Source organism: Amycolatopsis sp. WAC 04197 (assembly GCF_003947475.1).
Taxonomy (GTDB): domain Bacteria; phylum Actinomycetota; class Actinomycetes; order Mycobacteriales; family Pseudonocardiaceae; genus Amycolatopsis; species Amycolatopsis japonica.
Genome location: NZ_QHJK01000005.1, coordinates 313852 through 330251 on the forward strand (window position 1 = coordinate 313852; position 16400 = coordinate 330251).

Annotated in this window: 18 protein-coding genes; 8 read left to right on the plus strand and 10 right to left on the minus strand. The window is 69.3% G+C overall.

Features of this window, described 5'->3' with window-relative positions; genetic code table 11:
- Positions 1-68: 68 nt before the first annotated feature.
- Both DMC64_RS22085 and DMC64_RS22090 read left to right on the plus strand, forming a co-directional pair.
- Positions 69-518, plus strand: a complete 450-nt coding sequence (locus DMC64_RS22085; protein WP_233629762.1) for a MarR family winged helix-turn-helix transcriptional regulator — start codon at positions 69-71, stop codon at positions 516-518.
- 46 nt (positions 519-564) lie between these two features.
- On the plus strand, positions 565-1179 hold the full coding sequence (locus tag DMC64_RS22090) for a carbonic anhydrase (protein WP_016333342.1): 615 nt from the start codon (positions 565-567) through the stop codon (positions 1177-1179).
- Between the two features lie 3 nt (positions 1180-1182).
- Here DMC64_RS22090 and chrA read toward each other — a convergent pair whose 3' ends face one another.
- Genes chrA through DMC64_RS22110 form a run of 4 tightly spaced genes read right to left on the minus strand, consistent with a single transcriptional unit; the run spans position 1183 to position 3850 of the window.
- Entirely contained in the window at positions 1183-2349 is a 1167-nt protein-coding gene (gene chrA / locus DMC64_RS22095; RefSeq protein WP_125735068.1) for a chromate efflux transporter, read from the minus strand.
- Positions 2346-2729: a VOC family protein gene (locus DMC64_RS22100; protein WP_125735069.1), complete on the minus strand. Its 384-nt coding sequence runs from the start codon at positions 2727-2729 to the stop codon at positions 2346-2348. Before DMC64_RS22100 ends, chrA begins: the two co-directional genes overlap by 4 nt.
- Entirely contained in the window at positions 2726-3487 is a 762-nt protein-coding gene (locus DMC64_RS22105; RefSeq protein ID WP_125735070.1) for an ArsR family transcriptional regulator, read from the minus strand. Before DMC64_RS22105 ends, DMC64_RS22100 begins: the two co-directional genes overlap by 4 nt.
- A gap of 33 nt (positions 3488-3520) precedes the next feature.
- Positions 3521-3850: a DUF6223 family protein gene (locus DMC64_RS22110; RefSeq protein ID WP_125735071.1), complete on the minus strand. Its 330-nt coding sequence runs from the start codon at positions 3848-3850 to the stop codon at positions 3521-3523.
- Between the two features lie 193 nt (positions 3851-4043).
- Here DMC64_RS22110 and DMC64_RS22115 point away from each other — a divergent pair, with 193 nt between their 5' ends.
- From DMC64_RS22115 to DMC64_RS22130, 4 genes are read left to right on the plus strand one after another with little or no spacing between them, the layout of a single operon-like run.
- Entirely contained in the window at positions 4044-5141 is a 1098-nt protein-coding gene (locus tag DMC64_RS22115) for a sensor histidine kinase (RefSeq protein WP_125735072.1), read from the plus strand.
- On the plus strand, positions 5138-5809 hold the full coding sequence (locus tag DMC64_RS22120; RefSeq protein ID WP_125735073.1) for a response regulator transcription factor: 672 nt from the start codon (positions 5138-5140) through the stop codon (positions 5807-5809). The genes DMC64_RS22115 and DMC64_RS22120 overlap by 4 nt, the downstream gene beginning before the upstream one ends.
- Before the next feature lie 51 nt (positions 5810-5860).
- On the plus strand, positions 5861-8161 hold the full coding sequence (locus DMC64_RS22125) for a phosphoketolase family protein (protein WP_125735074.1): 2301 nt from the start codon (positions 5861-5863) through the stop codon (positions 8159-8161).
- Entirely contained in the window at positions 8149-9249 is a 1101-nt protein-coding gene (locus DMC64_RS22130) for an acetate/propionate family kinase (RefSeq protein ID WP_125735075.1), read from the plus strand. Before DMC64_RS22125 ends, DMC64_RS22130 begins: the two co-directional genes overlap by 13 nt.
- Here DMC64_RS22130 and DMC64_RS22135 read toward each other — a convergent pair.
- The gene (locus DMC64_RS22135; RefSeq protein WP_125735076.1) at positions 9232-9594 is read right to left on the minus strand and encodes a DUF5313 family protein; all 363 of its coding nucleotides are present in this window, start codon (positions 9592-9594) and stop codon (positions 9232-9234) included. The genes DMC64_RS22130 and DMC64_RS22135 overlap by 18 nt on opposite strands.
- A gap of 511 nt (positions 9595-10105) precedes the next feature.
- Here DMC64_RS22135 and DMC64_RS22140 point away from each other — a divergent pair.
- Positions 10106-10360 carry a Prokaryotic metallothionein gene (locus DMC64_RS22140; protein ID WP_125735077.1) on the plus strand — a complete coding sequence of 85 codons (255 nt, stop codon included), beginning with the start codon at positions 10106-10108 and terminating at the stop codon, positions 10358-10360.
- A 5-nt stretch (positions 10361-10365) separates the two neighbouring features.
- Here DMC64_RS22140 and DMC64_RS22145 read toward each other — a convergent pair whose 3' ends face one another.
- The 3 genes from DMC64_RS22145 to DMC64_RS43275 all read right to left on the minus strand — a co-directional run bounded on the left by DMC64_RS22145 (position 10366) and on the right by DMC64_RS43275 (position 12443).
- Complete coding sequence (locus DMC64_RS22145; protein ID WP_125735078.1) at positions 10366-11463, minus strand: Vms1/Ankzf1 family peptidyl-tRNA hydrolase; 1098 nt, start codon at positions 11461-11463, stop codon at positions 10366-10368.
- A 144-nt stretch (positions 11464-11607) separates the two neighbouring features.
- Positions 11608-12018, minus strand: a complete 411-nt coding sequence (locus tag DMC64_RS22150) for a hypothetical protein (RefSeq protein WP_125735079.1) — start codon at positions 12016-12018, stop codon at positions 11608-11610.
- A 5-nt stretch (positions 12019-12023) separates the two neighbouring features.
- Entirely contained in the window at positions 12024-12443 is a 420-nt protein-coding gene (locus DMC64_RS43275) for a hypothetical protein (RefSeq protein ID WP_233629763.1), read from the minus strand.
- Between DMC64_RS43275 and DMC64_RS43280 the strand changes: the two genes are divergently transcribed.
- Entirely contained in the window at positions 12412-12642 is a 231-nt protein-coding gene (locus DMC64_RS43280; RefSeq protein ID WP_233629764.1) for a hypothetical protein, read from the plus strand. The two genes, DMC64_RS43275 and DMC64_RS43280, sit on opposite strands and share 32 nt — an antisense overlap.
- A gap of 6 nt (positions 12643-12648) precedes the next feature.
- Here DMC64_RS43280 and DMC64_RS22160 read toward each other — a convergent pair whose 3' ends face one another.
- Both DMC64_RS22160 and DMC64_RS22165 read right to left on the minus strand, forming a co-directional pair.
- The gene (locus tag DMC64_RS22160; RefSeq protein ID WP_125735080.1) at positions 12649-14382 is read right to left on the minus strand and encodes a sodium:proton antiporter; all 1734 of its coding nucleotides are present in this window, start codon (positions 14380-14382) and stop codon (positions 12649-12651) included.
- 87 nt (positions 14383-14469) lie between these two features.
- Complete coding sequence (locus DMC64_RS22165; RefSeq protein WP_125735081.1) at positions 14470-16101, minus strand: cytosine permease; 1632 nt, start codon at positions 16099-16101, stop codon at positions 14470-14472.
- Positions 16102-16400 lie beyond the last annotated feature (299 nt).

The following is a 16400-nucleotide window of genomic DNA, read 5'->3' on the forward strand; positions in this document are numbered from 1 at the left end:
TCTAGTTGAAGTCTTCAACCAAAACTAGCCCGAAGTGGTTGAAGGCGTCAACTGTTACCCTGTGCGCCGTGACCGACTGGCTCGACCCGGAACAGCAGCGCGACTGGCGGGCGTTCATCGAAGGATCCGTGCGGTTCGTCGACCTGCTCGACCGGCGGCTCCGCGAGGAGCACGGGCTTTCCCTTGCCGAGTTCGAACTCCTGGTGCGGCTTTCCGAAGCCACCGGCCGGTCGATGCGCATGGCGGACCTCGCGAAATCCGCGTACTACTCGCGCAGCCGCCTTTCGCACCGCATCAACGGGCTGGAGACGCGCGGCCTGGTCCAGCGGGAATCGACCTCAGACGACGGCCGCGGCGTCCGGGCCCGGCTCACCGACCAGGGCTACGAGACGTTGCGCCGCGCGGCACCGGACAATCTCCGCACCGTCCGCGAGCACTTCGTGGACGTGATCGCGCCGGACGACCTCCGGGCCGTCGGCCGCGCCATGCGTGCCGTGTCCGGACGGCTCGATCAGTGACGCGGCCCACCTGCCGAAGCCGGTGGCGCCCGGTAATGTCCGGCCCATGAGCGACGCGCCGACCCCTTCCGAGGCTTTCGACCTTTTGCTCGCCGGCAACCGGCGTTTCGTGGCCGGTACTCCGGAGCACCCGAACCAGGATGCCGTCCGCCGCACCGAAACCGCCCCCGAGCAGAGCCCGTTCGCGGTGCTTTTCGGCTGCTCCGACTCACGACTGGCCGCCGAGATCATCTTCGACCGCGGGCTCGGCGACCTGTTCGTCGTCCGCACCGCGGGCCACGTCGCCGGTTCGGAGGTGCTGGGCAGCATCGAGTACGCCGTCAGCATCCTCGACTGCCCGCTGGTCGTCGTCCTCGGCCACGACTCCTGCGGTGCCGTCGCCGCGACCCGCGAAGCACTGAAGGACGGCCTCGGCACCAACGGCTTCGTCCGTGACGTCATCGAGCGCGTCACCCCGAGCGTCCTCGCCGCCCGCGCCGCCGGGCTCACCAGCAACGACGACATCATCGACGAGCACATCCGCCACACCGTCGACCTCCTGGTCGACCGTTCCCGGCTGCTCTCCGAGCAGATCGACGCCGGGAAGACCGCCGTGGTCGGGCTGTCGTACCACCTGTCCGACGGCAACGCGCGGGTCGTCACCACGCGGGGACTGGGCTGATCCTCAGCTCGGCAGGAGCACTCCGGCGAGCGCGAGCACGGTTCCGGCCGCCGCCGCGGCCAGGATCGTGGTCACCACGCCACGCCGGAACACGAACAGCAGGACCCCGGCACCGGCGAGCACGGCGTACTGCCATCCCTGGGTCAGGCTGAGCGCGAGCGGGATCGCCGAGCCGAGGATGGCGCCGACCGCGGCCGGGCCGGCGCCGTCGAGGAACGCGCGGACGTTCGGGTTGCCACGCAACCGGTTGAAATGCTTGGCACCGAACAGGATGAACACGAACGACGGGGCGAAGGCGACCAGCGAGGCCAGGATGCCGCCGGTGAGCCCGGCCGCGGCGTAGCCGACGACGGCGACGGTCTGCACCACCGGACCGGGGGTGACCTGGCCCAGCGCGACCGCGTTGAGGAACTCCCCCGCGCTCATCCAGTGGTAGGTGTTCACCGCGTCGTCCTGCATGAGCGGGATGATCACGAAGCCGCCGCCGTAGGACAGCATCCCGACCTTGAGCGAGACCCACGCGACGGACGCGAACACACCGGCGCCCGCGACCGCCGCGGCCCAGGATTGGGCGGGAACGGCGAACAACGCGGCACTGGACTCGCCGCGGCGTGCGCGGTTCACGGTCAGTTCGACCGCGCCGCAGCCCAGCAGGACGAGCACCAGCCACGGGCCGAGCACGGCGGCCGACACGACACCCGCCAGGACGTACAGGGCCCAGCGCACGCGACCGGTGGAGGCCGCGCGCCGCCAGCCCGCCGGGATCAGGCCGACCCCCGCGTGCACCGCGACGGCGGCGACCGCCGCACCCGCTCCCGCACCGGCCCCGCGCACCCAGGCCGGCGGGGAACCCGTGAGGAACAGCGCGGCCAGCGCCAAAATCACGATGAGACCGGGGACGATGAACGCCGCGCCGCCGACGAGCGCCCCCGCCCGGCCGCGGACCCGCCACGCGGTGAAGATCGCGAGCTGCGTCGACGCCGGGCCGGGCAGCAGGTTGCAAGCGGCGATGGCGTCCTCGAACTCCTGATCCGACAACCACTCCCGGCGCTGCACGCACAACTTGCGGAGCAGGGCGATATGGGTGGGCGGCCCGCCGAACCCGATGCAGCCGATCCGGCCCCATTCCCGCAGGACGGTGCCGAGGCTCGGCTCGCGGTGTGGCGTCACCGGGAAGCGGGCTGGAACAGTTCGACCGGATTGCCCGCCGGGTCGTCGAACACGATCTGACGGCCACCCGGCCCGGTCACGACGTCACTGCGGAACGGGACACCGTCCGCGCGCAACCGCGCGACTTCGGCGTCGATGTCCTCGACGACGAGATGGATGCGGTTCCACCCGCCCGGCGCCGGTTTCGCACCGTCCGGCAGCGCCCGCCCCGCCGAACTCGCCGGACCGCTGAGCAGCAGCCGGAGATTCCCGCGCACCACGTCGGCGAACGCGGGCAACGCGCTCGAACGCACGGCGAAACCCAGGCGTCCGGTGTAGAACTCGACGGCGGCCGCGACGTCGTCGACCAGGTACCGCACACTCACCAAATCCGAAGTCATGTCCTGTTCACCTCATCATCGCGATATTTCCCGCCGAACCGGGCGGTCAGGAACCCGATCCGGCGGTCCAGTTCGTCGGCGAGCCGACGGAACGCCAAACGGCTCTCGGGTTCCTTGGCCGGATCCGGCAGGCTCCAGTGGACGACGTGCGGATGCCCGGGGAACTCCGGGCAGACCTCGCGGACCCGGTCGCAAAGACTGATCACCCAATGGAATCGCCTGCGCCGGAGATCGTCCACATGGGACGGTTCGTGGGTCAGGGCGATGCCGCGTTCGGCGAGAACGCGCACGGCGTCGGGATGCAGCGGTTTCGGGTGACTGCCCGCGCTGGACACCTCGACCCTCGAACCGGCACGGTGCCGCAGCAGCGCCTCGGCCATCGGCGAGCGCCCGCTGTTCCCGGTGCACACGAACAACACCTTGATGCGGGGCTCGGCCCGCTTCACCTCCACCCCGATCGGCGACAGGGCGGGGTGCAGTGAGCTTCCCGTCTCGGCGAGCGCGTCCGCGCACCGCCCCAGATCGAGGTGGTAGTAGGTATCGCGGCCGTCGAAGCTGCTCCTCCGCGCCTTGACCAGCTCCGCGGCCCGCAGCTTGCGCAGGTGATAGGACACCAGGTTCTGCGGCTGCCCGACCAGGTCGACCAGCTCCCGCACCCGGCGGTCGCCGTGCGACAACTCGCGCAGCAGCCGCCAGCGCAGCGGATCGCTCGCCAGCCGTACGAACGGCGGCGGATCGGCCGTCTCGAAGGTCGCCACCGGCCGAAGATACATCAACGCAGGTTGATATATCTAGACCTCGGCGGCGCGACGGGAACGCGAAAGAGCCACCCCGCCCAGCGCCGCGGCGATCAGCCCGACCACCAAGGCGAGGAACCCACCGACGATCCCGTAGCCCGTACCAGGGCCGCCCTTCGCCGCGGCCACCACGTAAACGCCGCCCGCCATGCCGAGCAGCCCCGCCGCCAGCGCCACGACGGCTCCCCGCCGGGTGTCGCCGGACCGGCTACGCGCGACGGCCAGTCCGCCGGCGACCACCCCGATCACCCCCACCAGCGCGGCGATCAGGGACCAGACGCGTCCGGGGGTCAGGTAGCCGGCGGACAGCAAGTGGACGGTCATGGGGTACTCCTTCGCTCGATGACTGATGTCCGCAGATCGTGTCCGCCGGACCCGCCCCGCGTCGTCCGGTGAACGCAGGCATTCCGGACTGCCGCCGCGGTCGTGGAAATCCCGGGACTACCGCGTACGTGGTAGTCCCGGCATCGTCCGTGGGGAGGAGTCGCGCGCGAGGACGGCTGGTTAGGGTTCTCGCATGAACAGGGTCTGGGACTGGGCGATCGCCGTCGGGGTGACGGTGGTCCTGCTCGTCACGGCACTGTCCGATCAAGACACCACCATGAACCCCTTCGGTTACGTGGTGCTGGTCGCCGGCGGCCTGGCGCTCGCCGCGCATCGCCGGGTGCCCCTCACGGTCCTGGCCGTGACCGCGGTGTGCGCGCTGGGGTATCAGGCCATGGGTTTCACCGTGCCCGCCGTCGCCTACCTGGTCGCGGTCTACGCCGCGGTCCGCGCCGGACACCGGATCGTCGCCGTCGCGGGGTCGGTGCTCATGATCGTCGCGCTCCCGCTCGTGCTTTTGGCCTCCGCCAACGCTTCTTCCGTCAGCGATGCCTTCGCCCAGAGCCGTGACGCGCTGCAGCTGGCCTGGCTGATCGCCGCCGGCGCGGCGGGTGAAGCGCTGCGACAGGCCGAACGGCGGGCCGACGAGGCCGAGCGCACCCGTGAGGAGACCGCGCGGCGCCGGGCCGACGAGGAACGGCTGCACATCGCGCGGGAACTGCACGATTCGCTCACCCACCAGATCTCCGTCATCAAGGTTCAGGCCGAGGTCGCCGTCCACCTGGCCACCAAACGGGGCGAGACGGTGCCGGAATCGTTGCTGGCGATCCGCGAAGCAGGCCGTGAGGCGACCAGGGAGCTGCGGGCGACCCTGGAGGCGCTGCGCGACGACGACACGAACCCGCCGCACGGACTCGACCGGGTCCCCGACCTGGTGGAACGGGCCCAGGCGGCCGGTCTCGACGCGACGCTCACCGTCGAAGGGCGGCGACACGATCTGCCCGCGGCCGTGGACCGCACCGCGTACCGGATCGTCCAGGAATCCTTGACCAACATCGCCCGGCACGCCGCGGCGAAAACCGCGTCGGTGCGCATCGACCACCGTCCCGACACTCTGACGATCCAGGTCGAGGACGACGGCAAGGCCACCCCGGGCACCACACCGATCCCCGGTGTCGGACTGCTGGGGATGCGCGAACGGGTCACCGCGCTCGGCGGCCGTCTCGACGCCGGACCGAAAGACACGGGCGGTTTCTCCGTCCGGGCCGAACTTCCCGTGGAGCGCTCGTGATCCGCGTCCTGCTGGTCGACGACCAGCCCCTGATCCGCAGCGGATTCCGCGCGCTGCTCGACGTCGAGGACGACATCGAGGTCGTGGCCGAAGCCTCCGACGGGGGCCAAGGCGTGACACTCGCCAGAAAACACCTGCCCGACATCGCGCTCATCGACATCCAGATGCCCGGCGTGGACGGCATCGAGGCGACCCGGCGCATCGCCGCCGACCCGGCCTTGGCAAGCGTGCACGTCGTCATCCTGACCAACTACGGCTTGGACGAATATGTCTTCAACGCGCTGCGCGCGGGCGCGGCGGGCTTCCTCGTCAAGGACATCGAGCCCGAAGACTTCCTGCACGCCGTCCGTGTCGCCGCGCGCGGTGACGCCTTGCTCGCGCCGTCGATCACGCGCAAGCTGATCGACCGGTACGTCACCGTCCCGCTCGGCGGCGGCAGCGGTTCCGGGCTGAAGGAACTGACCAACCGCGAACGCGAAGCGGTGGTCCTGGTCGCGCGGGGCCTGTCCAACGACGAGATCGCCGGCCACATGGTGATCAGCCCGCAGACCGCGAAGACGCACGTCAATCGCGCCATGACCAAACTCCACGCCCGCGACCGCGCGCAACTCGTGGTCCTCGCTTACGAATCAGGCCTGGTCACACCGGGCGAGTCCGCGCCCGGTTAGCCGTCCGGTCGTCGGGTACCCGTCGGAAAACCCCTCGGAAAGGAGGACCGGGTGCCTGGCGGAACAGAGGTCGGGACGCTCCGGCGGTACCGGCGCGCGTGCGACTACCTCGCCGCGGCGATGATCCATCTCAAGGACAACGTCGTGCTCCGCGAACCGCTCCGGCCCGAACACCTGAAACCGAGGCCGCTCGGGCACTGGGGCACCTGCCCCGGACTGACCCTCGTGTACGCCGGGTTGAATCGCCTCGTCGCCGAAACCGGGCAACGGACCCTGCTGATCACCGGCCCCGGCCACGGCGCGCCCGCCATCCACGCCAATTTGTGGCTGGAGGGGACGCACGCCGAATACGATCCGCGGCTGTCCCTCGACGAGCGTGGGCTCGCGGACCTGGTCCAACGGTTCTCCTGGCCCGGCGGTTTCCCCAGCCACCTCTCCCCCGAGGTTCCCGGCGTCATCCACGAGGGCGGGGAACTCGGCTACGCCCTCGCGACGGCTTTCGGTGCCGCGTTCGACGATCCCGGCCTGCTGGTCGCCTGCGTGATCGGTGACGGGGAAGCCGAGACGGGGCCGACCGCCGCCGCGTGGCACAGCCCCAAATTCAGCGGCCCGGGTGACGGCAGGGTGTTGCCCATCCTGCATCTCAACGGCTACAAGATCGCGTCACCGACAATCTATGAAGCGATGTCGGACGACGAACTCGTCGCCTATTTCACCGGTTGCGGCTGGCGCCCGGTCATCGTGGACGTCCGCGACGCCGACGATCCGGACACACCGCTGGCCGAAGCCCTGGCCCGAGCGCACGAACGCGACACGGACGAGCCGCCGATGATCGTCCTGCGGAACACCAAGGGTGCGGGTCTGCCGACGACCACACCGGACGGGACTCCGCTCGAAGGTACCTTCCACGCCCATCAGGTCCCCCTGTCCGGCGCCGCGGACGATCCGCGTGAACTCGCCGAACTCGAACGCTGGCTGCGGTCCTACCGGCCGGAGGAGCTCTTCGACGAGAACGGGGTGCCGGCCGCGGACATCCTCGCGGTCCCACCCGCTCCCGAATTGCGGCTCGGCCGTGTCCCGCAGGCCAACGGCGGCCTGCTGCGCCGTGACCTGCCCCTTCCGGAGGTGGCGAAGTACTCGGTGGCCGTCGACGAACCCGGCGCCGCCGACGCCAGCGCCCCCGAAGTGCTGGCCGAATGGCTGGCGGAGATCGTCCGGCGCGCGCCGAGCACGTTCCGCGTCGTCTGCCCGGACGAACTGGAGTCCAACAAACTGGGGGCGCTGCTCGAAGCGACCCCGCGGCAATTCGACCGCGAGGTCACGGGATACACCGAACACCTCGGCCCCCGCGGCCGAGTGCACGAAGTGCTTTCGGAGCACCTGTGCCAAGGCTGGCTGCAGGGTTACCTCCTCACCGGACGGCACGGCCTGTTCCCCTGCTACGAAGCCTTCGTGTCCATTGTGGACAGCATGGTCAACCAGTACGCCAAATTCCTCAAGATGTCCGGCGAGGTCGACTGGCGCGCGCCGGTGGCGAGCCTGAACTACCTGCTCACCAGCGACGGCTGGCGGCAGGAACACAACGGCTACAGCCATCAGGGGCCCGGATTCATCAACCAGATGCTGACCAAGAAGGCCACCACTTCCCGGATCTATCTCCCGCCGGACGCGAACACGCTGCTGGAGACGATGCACCGCTGTCTCGGCTCGACCGGGCTGATCAACGTCGTCGTCGCCGGTAAGCAGAGCGGCCCGCAGTGGCTGTCACCCGACGAGGCCAGGGCGCACTGCCGGGCGGGTGCCGGGGCATGGTCGTGGGCGGGCAACACCGAAGACGCGGCCGACGTCGTCCTCGCCTGCGCCGGAACGACTCCCACCGTGGAAACCCTGGCCGCCGCCCAGCTGCTGCGGGAAACGGCGCCGGAACTGCGGGTGCGGGTGGTGAACGTGGTCGATCTGCTCTCCCTCTGCCCGTCGGACCGGCACCCGAACGGGATGTCCGATGGGGCGTTCGCCGACTGCTTCGGCGACGGCACCCCGGTGGTGTTCGCCTTCCACGGCTACCCGTCCGCGGTGCACGAGGTGCTGCACGGACGTCCGCGCGCCGACCGCTTCCATGTCCACGGTTACCTGGAGGAAGGCACCACGACCACCCCGTTCGACCTGCTCGCGAGCAACCGGATGACCCGTCACGACCTCGCCGCCGACGCCGTCCGCCGGGCGGCGGGCTGGGCGTCGGCGGGCGGGGATCTCGCCCGCGAACTGGTGCGGCGGCGGGATTCCGTGCTGCGACAGTCCTATCAGGACGGTGAAGATCCGGCCGAGATCACCGGTTGGAGGTGGCACCCGTGAGGATACTGACCGTCAATCCCGGATCGGGCAGTCTGCGGCTGCACGTGGTCGACGGCGAGGACGTCGTCGACTCGGCGGAAATCGGGAAACCGCCGTCGGACGCGACCGAAGACGTGCGGTCGTTCGTCGAGGACGTGCGGGTGGACGCGGTCGCGCACCGGCTCGTGCACGGCGGGACGGCGCTCGTCGCGCCCGCCGTGGTGGACGCCCGGGTACGGGAGGCGATCGCGAAGGCGAAATCCCTGGCGCCGGAACATGTTCCGAACACCGAAGCCCTTCTGGAGCTGCTGACCGGGCTGCTGCCGGACGTGCCGCACGTCGTCTGCCCGGACACCGCCTTCCATCAGGGGCTGCCCGAGGTCGCGCGGACGTACCCGCTGCCCGCGCGCTGGCGTGAACGCTGGGACCTGCGCCGTTACGGGTTCCACGGGCACTCGTTCGCGTGGGCGGTCCGACGCGCCGCCGAGCTGCTCGGCCGCCCGCCGGACGGGCTCGGCCTGCTCGTGGCGCATCTGTCCGGTGGCAGCTCGGTGTGCGCGGTCTCCGGCGGCCGCAGCGTCGACACCTCGATGGGCTTCACCCCGCTCGAAGGCGCGATGATGGCGAAGAGGTCCGGTAGCGTCGATCCCGGCATGCTGTTGTGGCTCCTGCGGGAAGGACATGTCAGCTTGGACGAACTCGAGGACGGCCTCTATCACCACTCGGGGCTGCTGGGGTTGTCCGGGACCTCGGACGACACCCGGGAGCTGGTCCGCGACAGTCGTTCCGGCGACGCCGCGGCCAGGTTCACCATGGCGGTGTTCGAACATCGCGTCCGTCGCGAACTCGCGGCCGTGGCGGCGAGCCTCGACCGCGTGGACGCACTGGTGTTCACCGGCGACATCGGCTGGGACCAGCCCGAGGTCGCCGAGGCCGTCGCGCGCGGACTCGGCGTGCTCGGGATACAGGGCGATCTGTCCAGCGACCGCTCCCAGGACGCGATCATCAGCGACCGGAACGCGGGGATACCGATCTTGACGGTGCGATCGCGGGAGGAATTGTCCCTGGCCGCTGCGGCCGCCACCGTGTCGTCACGGCCAGCTGCCTGAGCCTCCCCGGGCGGATCTGGCCGCTTTTCCGGTGCCACGAGGGAAACCGTGTTTGCCGAGCCGGACCTCGGCCAGCTCGTCGGCGCTGGTCATCGTGAAGAACAGCCCCAGGAACAGGCTCAGCATCAACGCGCCCAGCACGGCGGGAATGGGTAACGGCGTGAGCGTCACCAGCAGCACGAACGCCATCGTGAGCCACGGCAACGCCTCGAAACAGATCCGGAGGGCGAACCGCAGCAGCCACGTGCGCGAGGTCGCGTCGTACAGCACCCATTCGCGGTATCGCTCCGGCAGTCTGCGCCCGTAGACGTACTGCACCCACCGGATCGGGCCTGGCCTGTCCATCGCGAATCACCTCCGCTACCGGGAGGGGTACCCACTCACCGTTTTCCTGACGCGAGATCAGCGCGGCCAGGAGAGCGTGGATCGGCGGGCCCTGGTCTGCGTGAGCGCCACGTGGGCTGTCGTGTTCCCGGTGTGCGCTTCCACGACGGCGGCTTGTGCCGCGGCGGTCGTGGTCGGCAGTGTGTGGGCGGTGAGCCGGACTCCGCGGCGGGAACGTGTTCCAGCCGTCGGCGCGTGACGGCCGAGGTACGTGAAGGCCCCCTTCCTGTACCTAGGCGCAAGGAAGGGGGCCTTCATGTACTTGGGAAGGCGTGAAGGTCGAGTTTCCTCGGCTGAGCCGAGGGAAGGGGGCCTTCACGCGCGGCCGCTGTGACTGCTGTGACTGCTGGTGCGCCTGTGGCGACCCTTCGGTCCGTGAAGGCCTCCTTGAGGGACTCTGGGTCCCTCAAGGAGGCCTTCACGGACTTGACCCTCACGGTTGCCGACGCCATACACCGGGTAGCCCTCCAGCATGACGAACTGCGAAGTCTGCGGAAACGACTACGAAAAGACGTTCGAGATCCACACCGTCGACGGAGCGAAGCACACCTTCGACTCCTTCGAATGCGCGATCCACCAGCTGGCTCCGATCTGCGAGCACTGCGGTTGCCGCGTGGTCGGCCACGGCATCCAGGTGGAGGATCGCTTCTTCTGCTGCGCGCACTGCGCAAGGGAGAGCTCGGTCGCCGGCGGAGAGAAGGCACGCGACGCCGTCGCGACGTCCTGATCCGGTCAGACCGCGAACCGAAGAACCGCGCCGATGCCCTCCGTCAGACCCTCACCGCTGACGGGGACGATGTCCGCGCCTTCGGCCAGCACGGCCACCGGAAGCGCTTCGTCCGCGCGGCACTCGGTCAGCGTCTCCGCGCCGGAAAGTTCGAGATCCTCCTTCGCGGCCGCGACCTGGGTCGGTTCGCCGGAGACCCAGACCAGGCGATCGGCCAACGAATCGGCGTCGATCAGCAAGGTCTCGACCGCACCCGAACGCAGGGCGGCCGTCGTCCGCGCGAGCCCGTCCGCCGCCAAGCCGCCCTCGCGCCCCTGTTCGGCACGGAAGCGGTCGATCACGTCCTGGCGGCCGCGTTCGGCGTGTTCGGTCAGCACCCGGTGTACCTCGGCTTCGAGGGCCTCCGGGCCACTTCCGTCCGCCCGGCCGCCTTCCTCCAGCTCGACGACCTTCTCCTTGCCGCGCGGGGCGAGTTCGTCGCGTACCTGCGCTCGCGCCTGCACCTCACCCGCGAGCACCAGCACTTCGGCGCCGACGGAATCGGCGAGCTTCACCGCCTCCTGCGCGACTTCCGCGGCGTTGCGTTCGGCCACGGCCTCCACCCGATGCTGGATGTTCCAGTAGGCCGATCCGCCACCGCGCACCTTGTGCACCGGGTGGTCCTCGCCCTGGACGGTCCGCTGTTCGGCACCGTCCTCACCCGACGCGAACAGATCGGCCCCCGTCCGGTCCGCGACCACGACGACGTGCGGCACGACGGCCGGGGCGAGCCGCAGGAGCGGGAGGAGATACGGCTGCGGCGCGACACGGGCGACCTCACGGAGCGGCGGCTCCACGAGTTCCTCGTCGAGTACGACCTCGTCCCTCTCCGCGATCAGGGCCCGCCCCGCCTTGCCCTCCGAAGGCGGGGCGGCGGCCACCGCGGCGTCGAGGGCGGTGAGCGTCGGCTCCTGCGCACCCTCGTCGGCCAGCCGCTTGCGGAGCGAACGCCAGCGCAGCTCCAATTGCGCGGCGGCGTCCTCGGTGTCGTGCGAGTTGTCGAAGTAGACCGACGCGAACGGTCCTTCTCGGACGGTGACGTCCCGGAGCGTTGAGCTTTGCACGATGCCTCCTGTCTCGTCGGTTCCGCTTTCGATCTTCGGGTACCCGAGAGAAGGCGGGTGAATCACCCTTTGTCATCTTCGGCGCGCGCGGACGGGCGGGCACCCGAACGGCCGTGTCCGCCGCCGGGTGCCCGTCCGGCCGGGTCAAACCACGGCCTGGACCCAGCCGTCGGTTTCGTCGACGACCTCACCGCCGCTGATCTGCTCCAGCTTGTAATTGATGGTCGTCCCCTCCGGGAACTGGTAATCGCACTCCTCGGAACCGTTCTCCGATCCGTTGTAGTCCTTGCAGGAGCCTTTGAACTTCCCGTGCGAATTCGGCAACGAGCTGGTCCAGCGCAGGCGCGTGCCGTTCCCGTCCCAGGTGTCGTCAGCGACCTTCATGCGGTCGCCGTACGAGATCACGCAGCCCCAGTCGTCGTTGAGCCAGATCTTCGTCTTGGCGCACGAGGCCCGCTCGCCGTCCCGCGGACCTTCCGTCGCACTCGCGGTGGTGACACCCATCGTGGCCGCGGAAGCGGCCACCAACGCCGCCACAGCGGCGAATCGCTTCATCCTGCTCACTGTCGTTCCCCCTCTTTCTCTTTTCCTTGGACGATTTCCATGGTCATCAGCCGGGCCTGCCGAAAGCAAGACGAATGGCGCGACTTGGGAAGCGGGAACGAAACACCGCCTCTCACCAGCGGGAACGCGCCGTCCTGGGATGGCGCGAGATGCTCGTCTTCCCCTCGCGCCGCAACGATCCGTAACAGGTTCAATCCGTTGAAGGGACTCGCGCCGTCCCCGTCGAGCCAGACCACGGCTTCCCGGCCGCTCGCGGTGACGAGCACACCTCGCACGACCCGGACCACGCCGGAGCGGGCTGTCCGGACGACGCCACCGGCGCGGCCCGATTTCCAGGTGCGTTCCTCGCAGTGGAACGGGCCGTGCAACGAAAACGCCTGCTCGATGAGCGCGGTTTTCCGCAACAACGGCGGCACGGGTTCCGGATCCGCGACGTTCTTCGTGCTGTGGCCGGACAAATTCAGCTATCTCGCGCAGTGCCCCGTCGTACTGCCGCGCACGGGCGAGAACGATTTCACCAGTGCCGGATGCGTCGCGAGCAGCGCGCAACTCCAGAACTACTTCCGCACGCACCGCGGCGGAACCGTGCGGCTGTACGTCAAGACCGAGAGCTGACCGCGATCAGGAGACCGGCCGGTCCGCCAGCTGCTCGAGCCGGGCCATCTCGACGTCGAGGGCGGTCTGGGCCCGGCTCAGCGCCTCGGAGCTGTATGCGCCGCTCGACCGGGCGTGCTGGAGACGTTCGGACTGTTCGGTCAGGACCCGCAGGCGCAACCTCAGGTACTGCTCGATCTGTTCCGGGGCCGGGCGGTCGCCCGGCGAGGCGGGCGGGACGCGCACGTCCGAGCGCACCCGGTCCACGACCCGGTCGCCGAAGGGCCCGTTGCCCGGGTCCTCCAGGTCGGGATCGTCCAAAAGGGACTTCGCCGCGTCGGCCAGTTCGGTGGTGAGCCGAACGTATTCACGCCGCAACCGGCCCGGGTCCTCCGACGGCACGCGCGCCGCGCGGATGACCGCCGGCAGCGTCATTCCCTGGACCAGCAGCGTCGTGGTCGCCACCACGTAGGCGATCAGGACCAGCAGGGCGCGGTCCGGCGTGTCCTGCGGCAGGGTCTGCGCCGCCGCGAGGGTGATCGCGCCGCGCATCCCCGCCCAGCCGAGCACCACCCCACCGCGCCAGCCCAAGGTCTCGGTGAGCCGGAACTCGACGTCGGCGGCGGCACGGTCGAGCCGTTTCCGGAAATGCGCCACCCGCCTCGGTGACGCCTTGTCCAGCCGTTCGGTGACGGCGGGATTCGACTGGTCACCCCGCAGCACCGCCTGTGTCGTCTCCAGCCGGGGCTTGAACCGCGCGGCCTTCCGCTGCTCGCGGTACAGGCCGCCGACCAGCGGCCCGACGAAGACGATGCGCGCGACGATGACGAGTGCCGACGCGGCCAGTCCGATGGCGAGTGCGCGCCACACGCTCGAACCGTCCTTGTGCACCTCGTCGATGAGGGTTTTGACGCTGAGTCCCATGAGCAGGAACATCGCGCTTTCCAGCAGGAAGGCCGCGGTGCGCCAGTTGACGGCCTCGGCGAGCCGGTCCGTCGCGCGCAGATGCCGCGGGGCGAGATGACCGGCCACCAGGCCGGCGACGACGACCGCGAGCACTCCCGAGGCTCCGGCCTCTTCGGCGGGCAGGAACGCGATGAAGGGGACCACGAACGAGATCGCGGTGTTGAGCACGGCGTTGCCCAGCAACGCGCGCACCCGGACGTTGACGATCCCGACGAGCAATCCGATCCCGACCGCCACGACGACCGCGAAGAAGAACTCCCCCACGATGCCCCAGACGGACACCGACCCGGCGACCGCGGCGACGGCCGACCGCAGCAGGACGAGCGCGGAGGCGTCGTTGACCAGCCCTTCGCCTTCGAGCACGGTCAGCAGCCGGGGCGGGAGGCCGAGCCGACGCCCCACGGACGTCGCCGCGACGGCGTCGGTCGGGCTGATGACCGCGCCGAGCGCGAACGCGGCGGGCCAGCCGATGTCCGGGATCAGCTCGTGGAACAGCCAGCCCGCGCCCAGGGTCGTCCCCACCACGAGCAGCACCGCGAGACCGGTGATCGGCCGGATGTTCCGCCGGAAATCGACCACCGGCATGTTCACCGCCGCCGAATACAGCAGCGGCGGGAGCACTCCGGCGAGGATCAGCTCGGGCTCGACCTCGGGATGCGGGACGCCGGGCAGGAAGCTCAGCCCGATACCGGCCACCACGAGGCTCAGCGGAGCGGCCACGTTGAGCCGCTCGGAGAACGCGGCCACCAGGACGATGCTGACGACACCGAGGACGACGACGAGGGTCAGGTTCACCGGGTTCACGTGTCCTCTCGCCGGTCAGTGGCTTGCCGTGTCCATTGGTGACACGAGGTCACCGGACCCGCAAGTCGACGCCCTCGATCAGGGCCCGGCGGGAAGGATGTGATGCCCTGCGCGGTCCGTGCTCAGGCACAACGAACAGATTGTCCCGCCGGTCGCGGACGCTGTCATGTCGGGGCGCTCATAGGCCTCTCCGCAGACCTCGCAGTCGTAGTGGGTGCCGCTCGGATTGCCGTCTTCGTCCAGGATCGGCTCGGTGATGCCGTCATCGGTGCGGCGCAGGTAGAAACGCCCTCGGGTGAGCACCGCCATCAGCGGGGTCAGCACGATCGCGACCACCACCGCGACCAGCGGGGAGTACGGCCGGATGCCGGCGCCGAAGAGTCCGAAGTAGACGGAGATCGAGAGGAGCGAGGAACCCAGGAACGCGACGACACCGACCGGGTTGACCGCGAACAGCATGCCGCGCCGGAACTCCGGCTGTTTCGGCGAGAGCCCGAGCACGAACTTGTTGATCGCGATGTCGGTGGCGACGGTGACCACCCATGCCATCGCGCAGTTCGAGTAGAAGCTCAAGATGCCGTTGAGGAAGCTGAACATGTCCGCCTCCATCAGGGTCAGCGCGATGGCCAGGTTCACCAGCACGAACACCAGCCTGCCCGGATAGCGTTTCGTGATCCGGGTGAAGGAGTTCGTCCACGCCAGCGACCCGGAATAGGCGTTGGTGACGTTGATCTTGACCTGGCTGAGCACCACCAGGACCAGTGCCAGCGGTACCACCAGCCACGACGGCATGACTTCGGTGAACACGCCGGTGAACTGCTCGATCGGCTCGACGGCGGCCGCCTTGCCCACCGCGTCGAGGATGTAGACCGCCATGAACACGCCGATCGCCTGCTTGATCGCGCCGAAGAACACCCATCCCGGCCCGGCCAGCACCATCGAGGTCCACCAGGCGCGCCGGTTCTCCGCCGTACGCGGCGGCATGAAACGCAGGTAGTCGACCTGCTCGCCGATCTGCCCCATGAGCGAAAGGCACACACCGGCACCGAGCATGATCGCGGCCGTGCTCAGCCCGGCGCCGCCCTCGCCTTCGTAGGACAGCCACCGCTGGACCGAACCGGGATCCTTCACGACGAGGAACACGAGCGGCGCCACCATCAGCAGCAGCCACAGCGGATTCGTCCAGCTCTGCAGCTTCGCCAGCACCTTCATGCCGTAGACGACCAGCGGGATGATGACCAGGGTGGACACGAGGTAGCCGAGCCACAACGGCAGCGATATCGCGTATTTCAGGCCCTGCGCCATGATCGAGCCTTCGAGCGCGAAGAAGATGAAGGTGAAGCTGGCGAAGATGACGCTGGTGAGCACCGAACCGTAGTAGCCGAAACCGGAACCGCGGGTGATCAGGTCGAGGTCGATGTTGTACCGGGCGGCGTAGTAGGCCAGCGGGAATCCGGTCACGAAGATGATCACCGCCGCCAGGGCGATCGCCAGCAGCGCGTTGCCCGTGCCGTGGGTCAGGCCGATACCGGCGCCGATCGAGAAGTCGGCCATGTAGGCGATCCCGCCCAGCGCGGAAGCGCCGACCACCGCCGGTGTCCAGCGACGGTACGTCCTCGGCGCGAATCGGAGGGTGTAGTCCTCGAGGGTTTCCTTCGTCGCGCCGAGACCGGCGGGCGCGGCACGGGTCTCCGATTCTTCGATGGTCATGACCGAGGTCTCCTCCAGGGCACCGGGGACGGGAGCCAGAAGGTACGAACGCCTCGTTTCCGCCCGTCCGCCCGGTCGTGACGGGCGGGTTTCCGTGTGTTGCCGGATTCGGCGCGGCCGTTAACAAGGGGGGTAGGGCGAAGGCGGCGTGTTGCGAAAGCCACTTTCGCAACTTTGGAGGTTGGGAAAGTGGCTTTCGCAACGTCAGCGGCCACGGCCGCCCTAGAGCGACAACCTTAGAGGGCGAAATGTCTGATTGAGACCCAGCTGCACGGTTTCCCAGTCATGGCGACCTTCAG

Coding starts and splice junctions, on each gene's coding strand:
- DMC64_RS22090 (WP_016333342.1), top strand. CDS start 565: ATGAGCGACGCGCCGACCCCTTCCGAGGCTTTCGACCTTTTGCTCGCC.
- DMC64_RS22100 (WP_125735069.1), bottom strand. CDS start 2,729: ATGACTTCGGATTTGGTGAGTGTGCGGTACCTGGTCGACGACGTCGCG.
- DMC64_RS22110 (WP_125735071.1), bottom strand. CDS start 3,850: ATGACCGTCCACTTGCTGTCCGCCGGCTACCTGACCCCCGGACGCGTC.
- DMC64_RS22115 (WP_125735072.1), top strand. CDS start 4,044: ATGAACAGGGTCTGGGACTGGGCGATCGCCGTCGGGGTGACGGTGGTC.
- DMC64_RS22135 (WP_125735076.1), bottom strand. CDS start 9,594: ATGGACAGGCCAGGCCCGATCCGGTGGGTGCAGTACGTCTACGGGCGC.
- DMC64_RS22140 (WP_125735077.1), top strand. CDS start 10,106: ATGACGAACTGCGAAGTCTGCGGAAACGACTACGAAAAGACGTTCGAG.
- DMC64_RS22150 (WP_125735079.1), bottom strand. CDS start 12,018: ATGAAGCGATTCGCCGCTGTGGCGGCGTTGGTGGCCGCTTCCGCGGCC.
- DMC64_RS43280 (WP_233629764.1), top strand. CDS start 12,412: ATGAGCGCGGTTTTCCGCAACAACGGCGGCACGGGTTCCGGATCCGCG.
- DMC64_RS22165 (WP_125735081.1), bottom strand. CDS start 16,101: ATGACCATCGAAGAATCGGAGACCCGTGCCGCGCCCGCCGGTCTCGGC.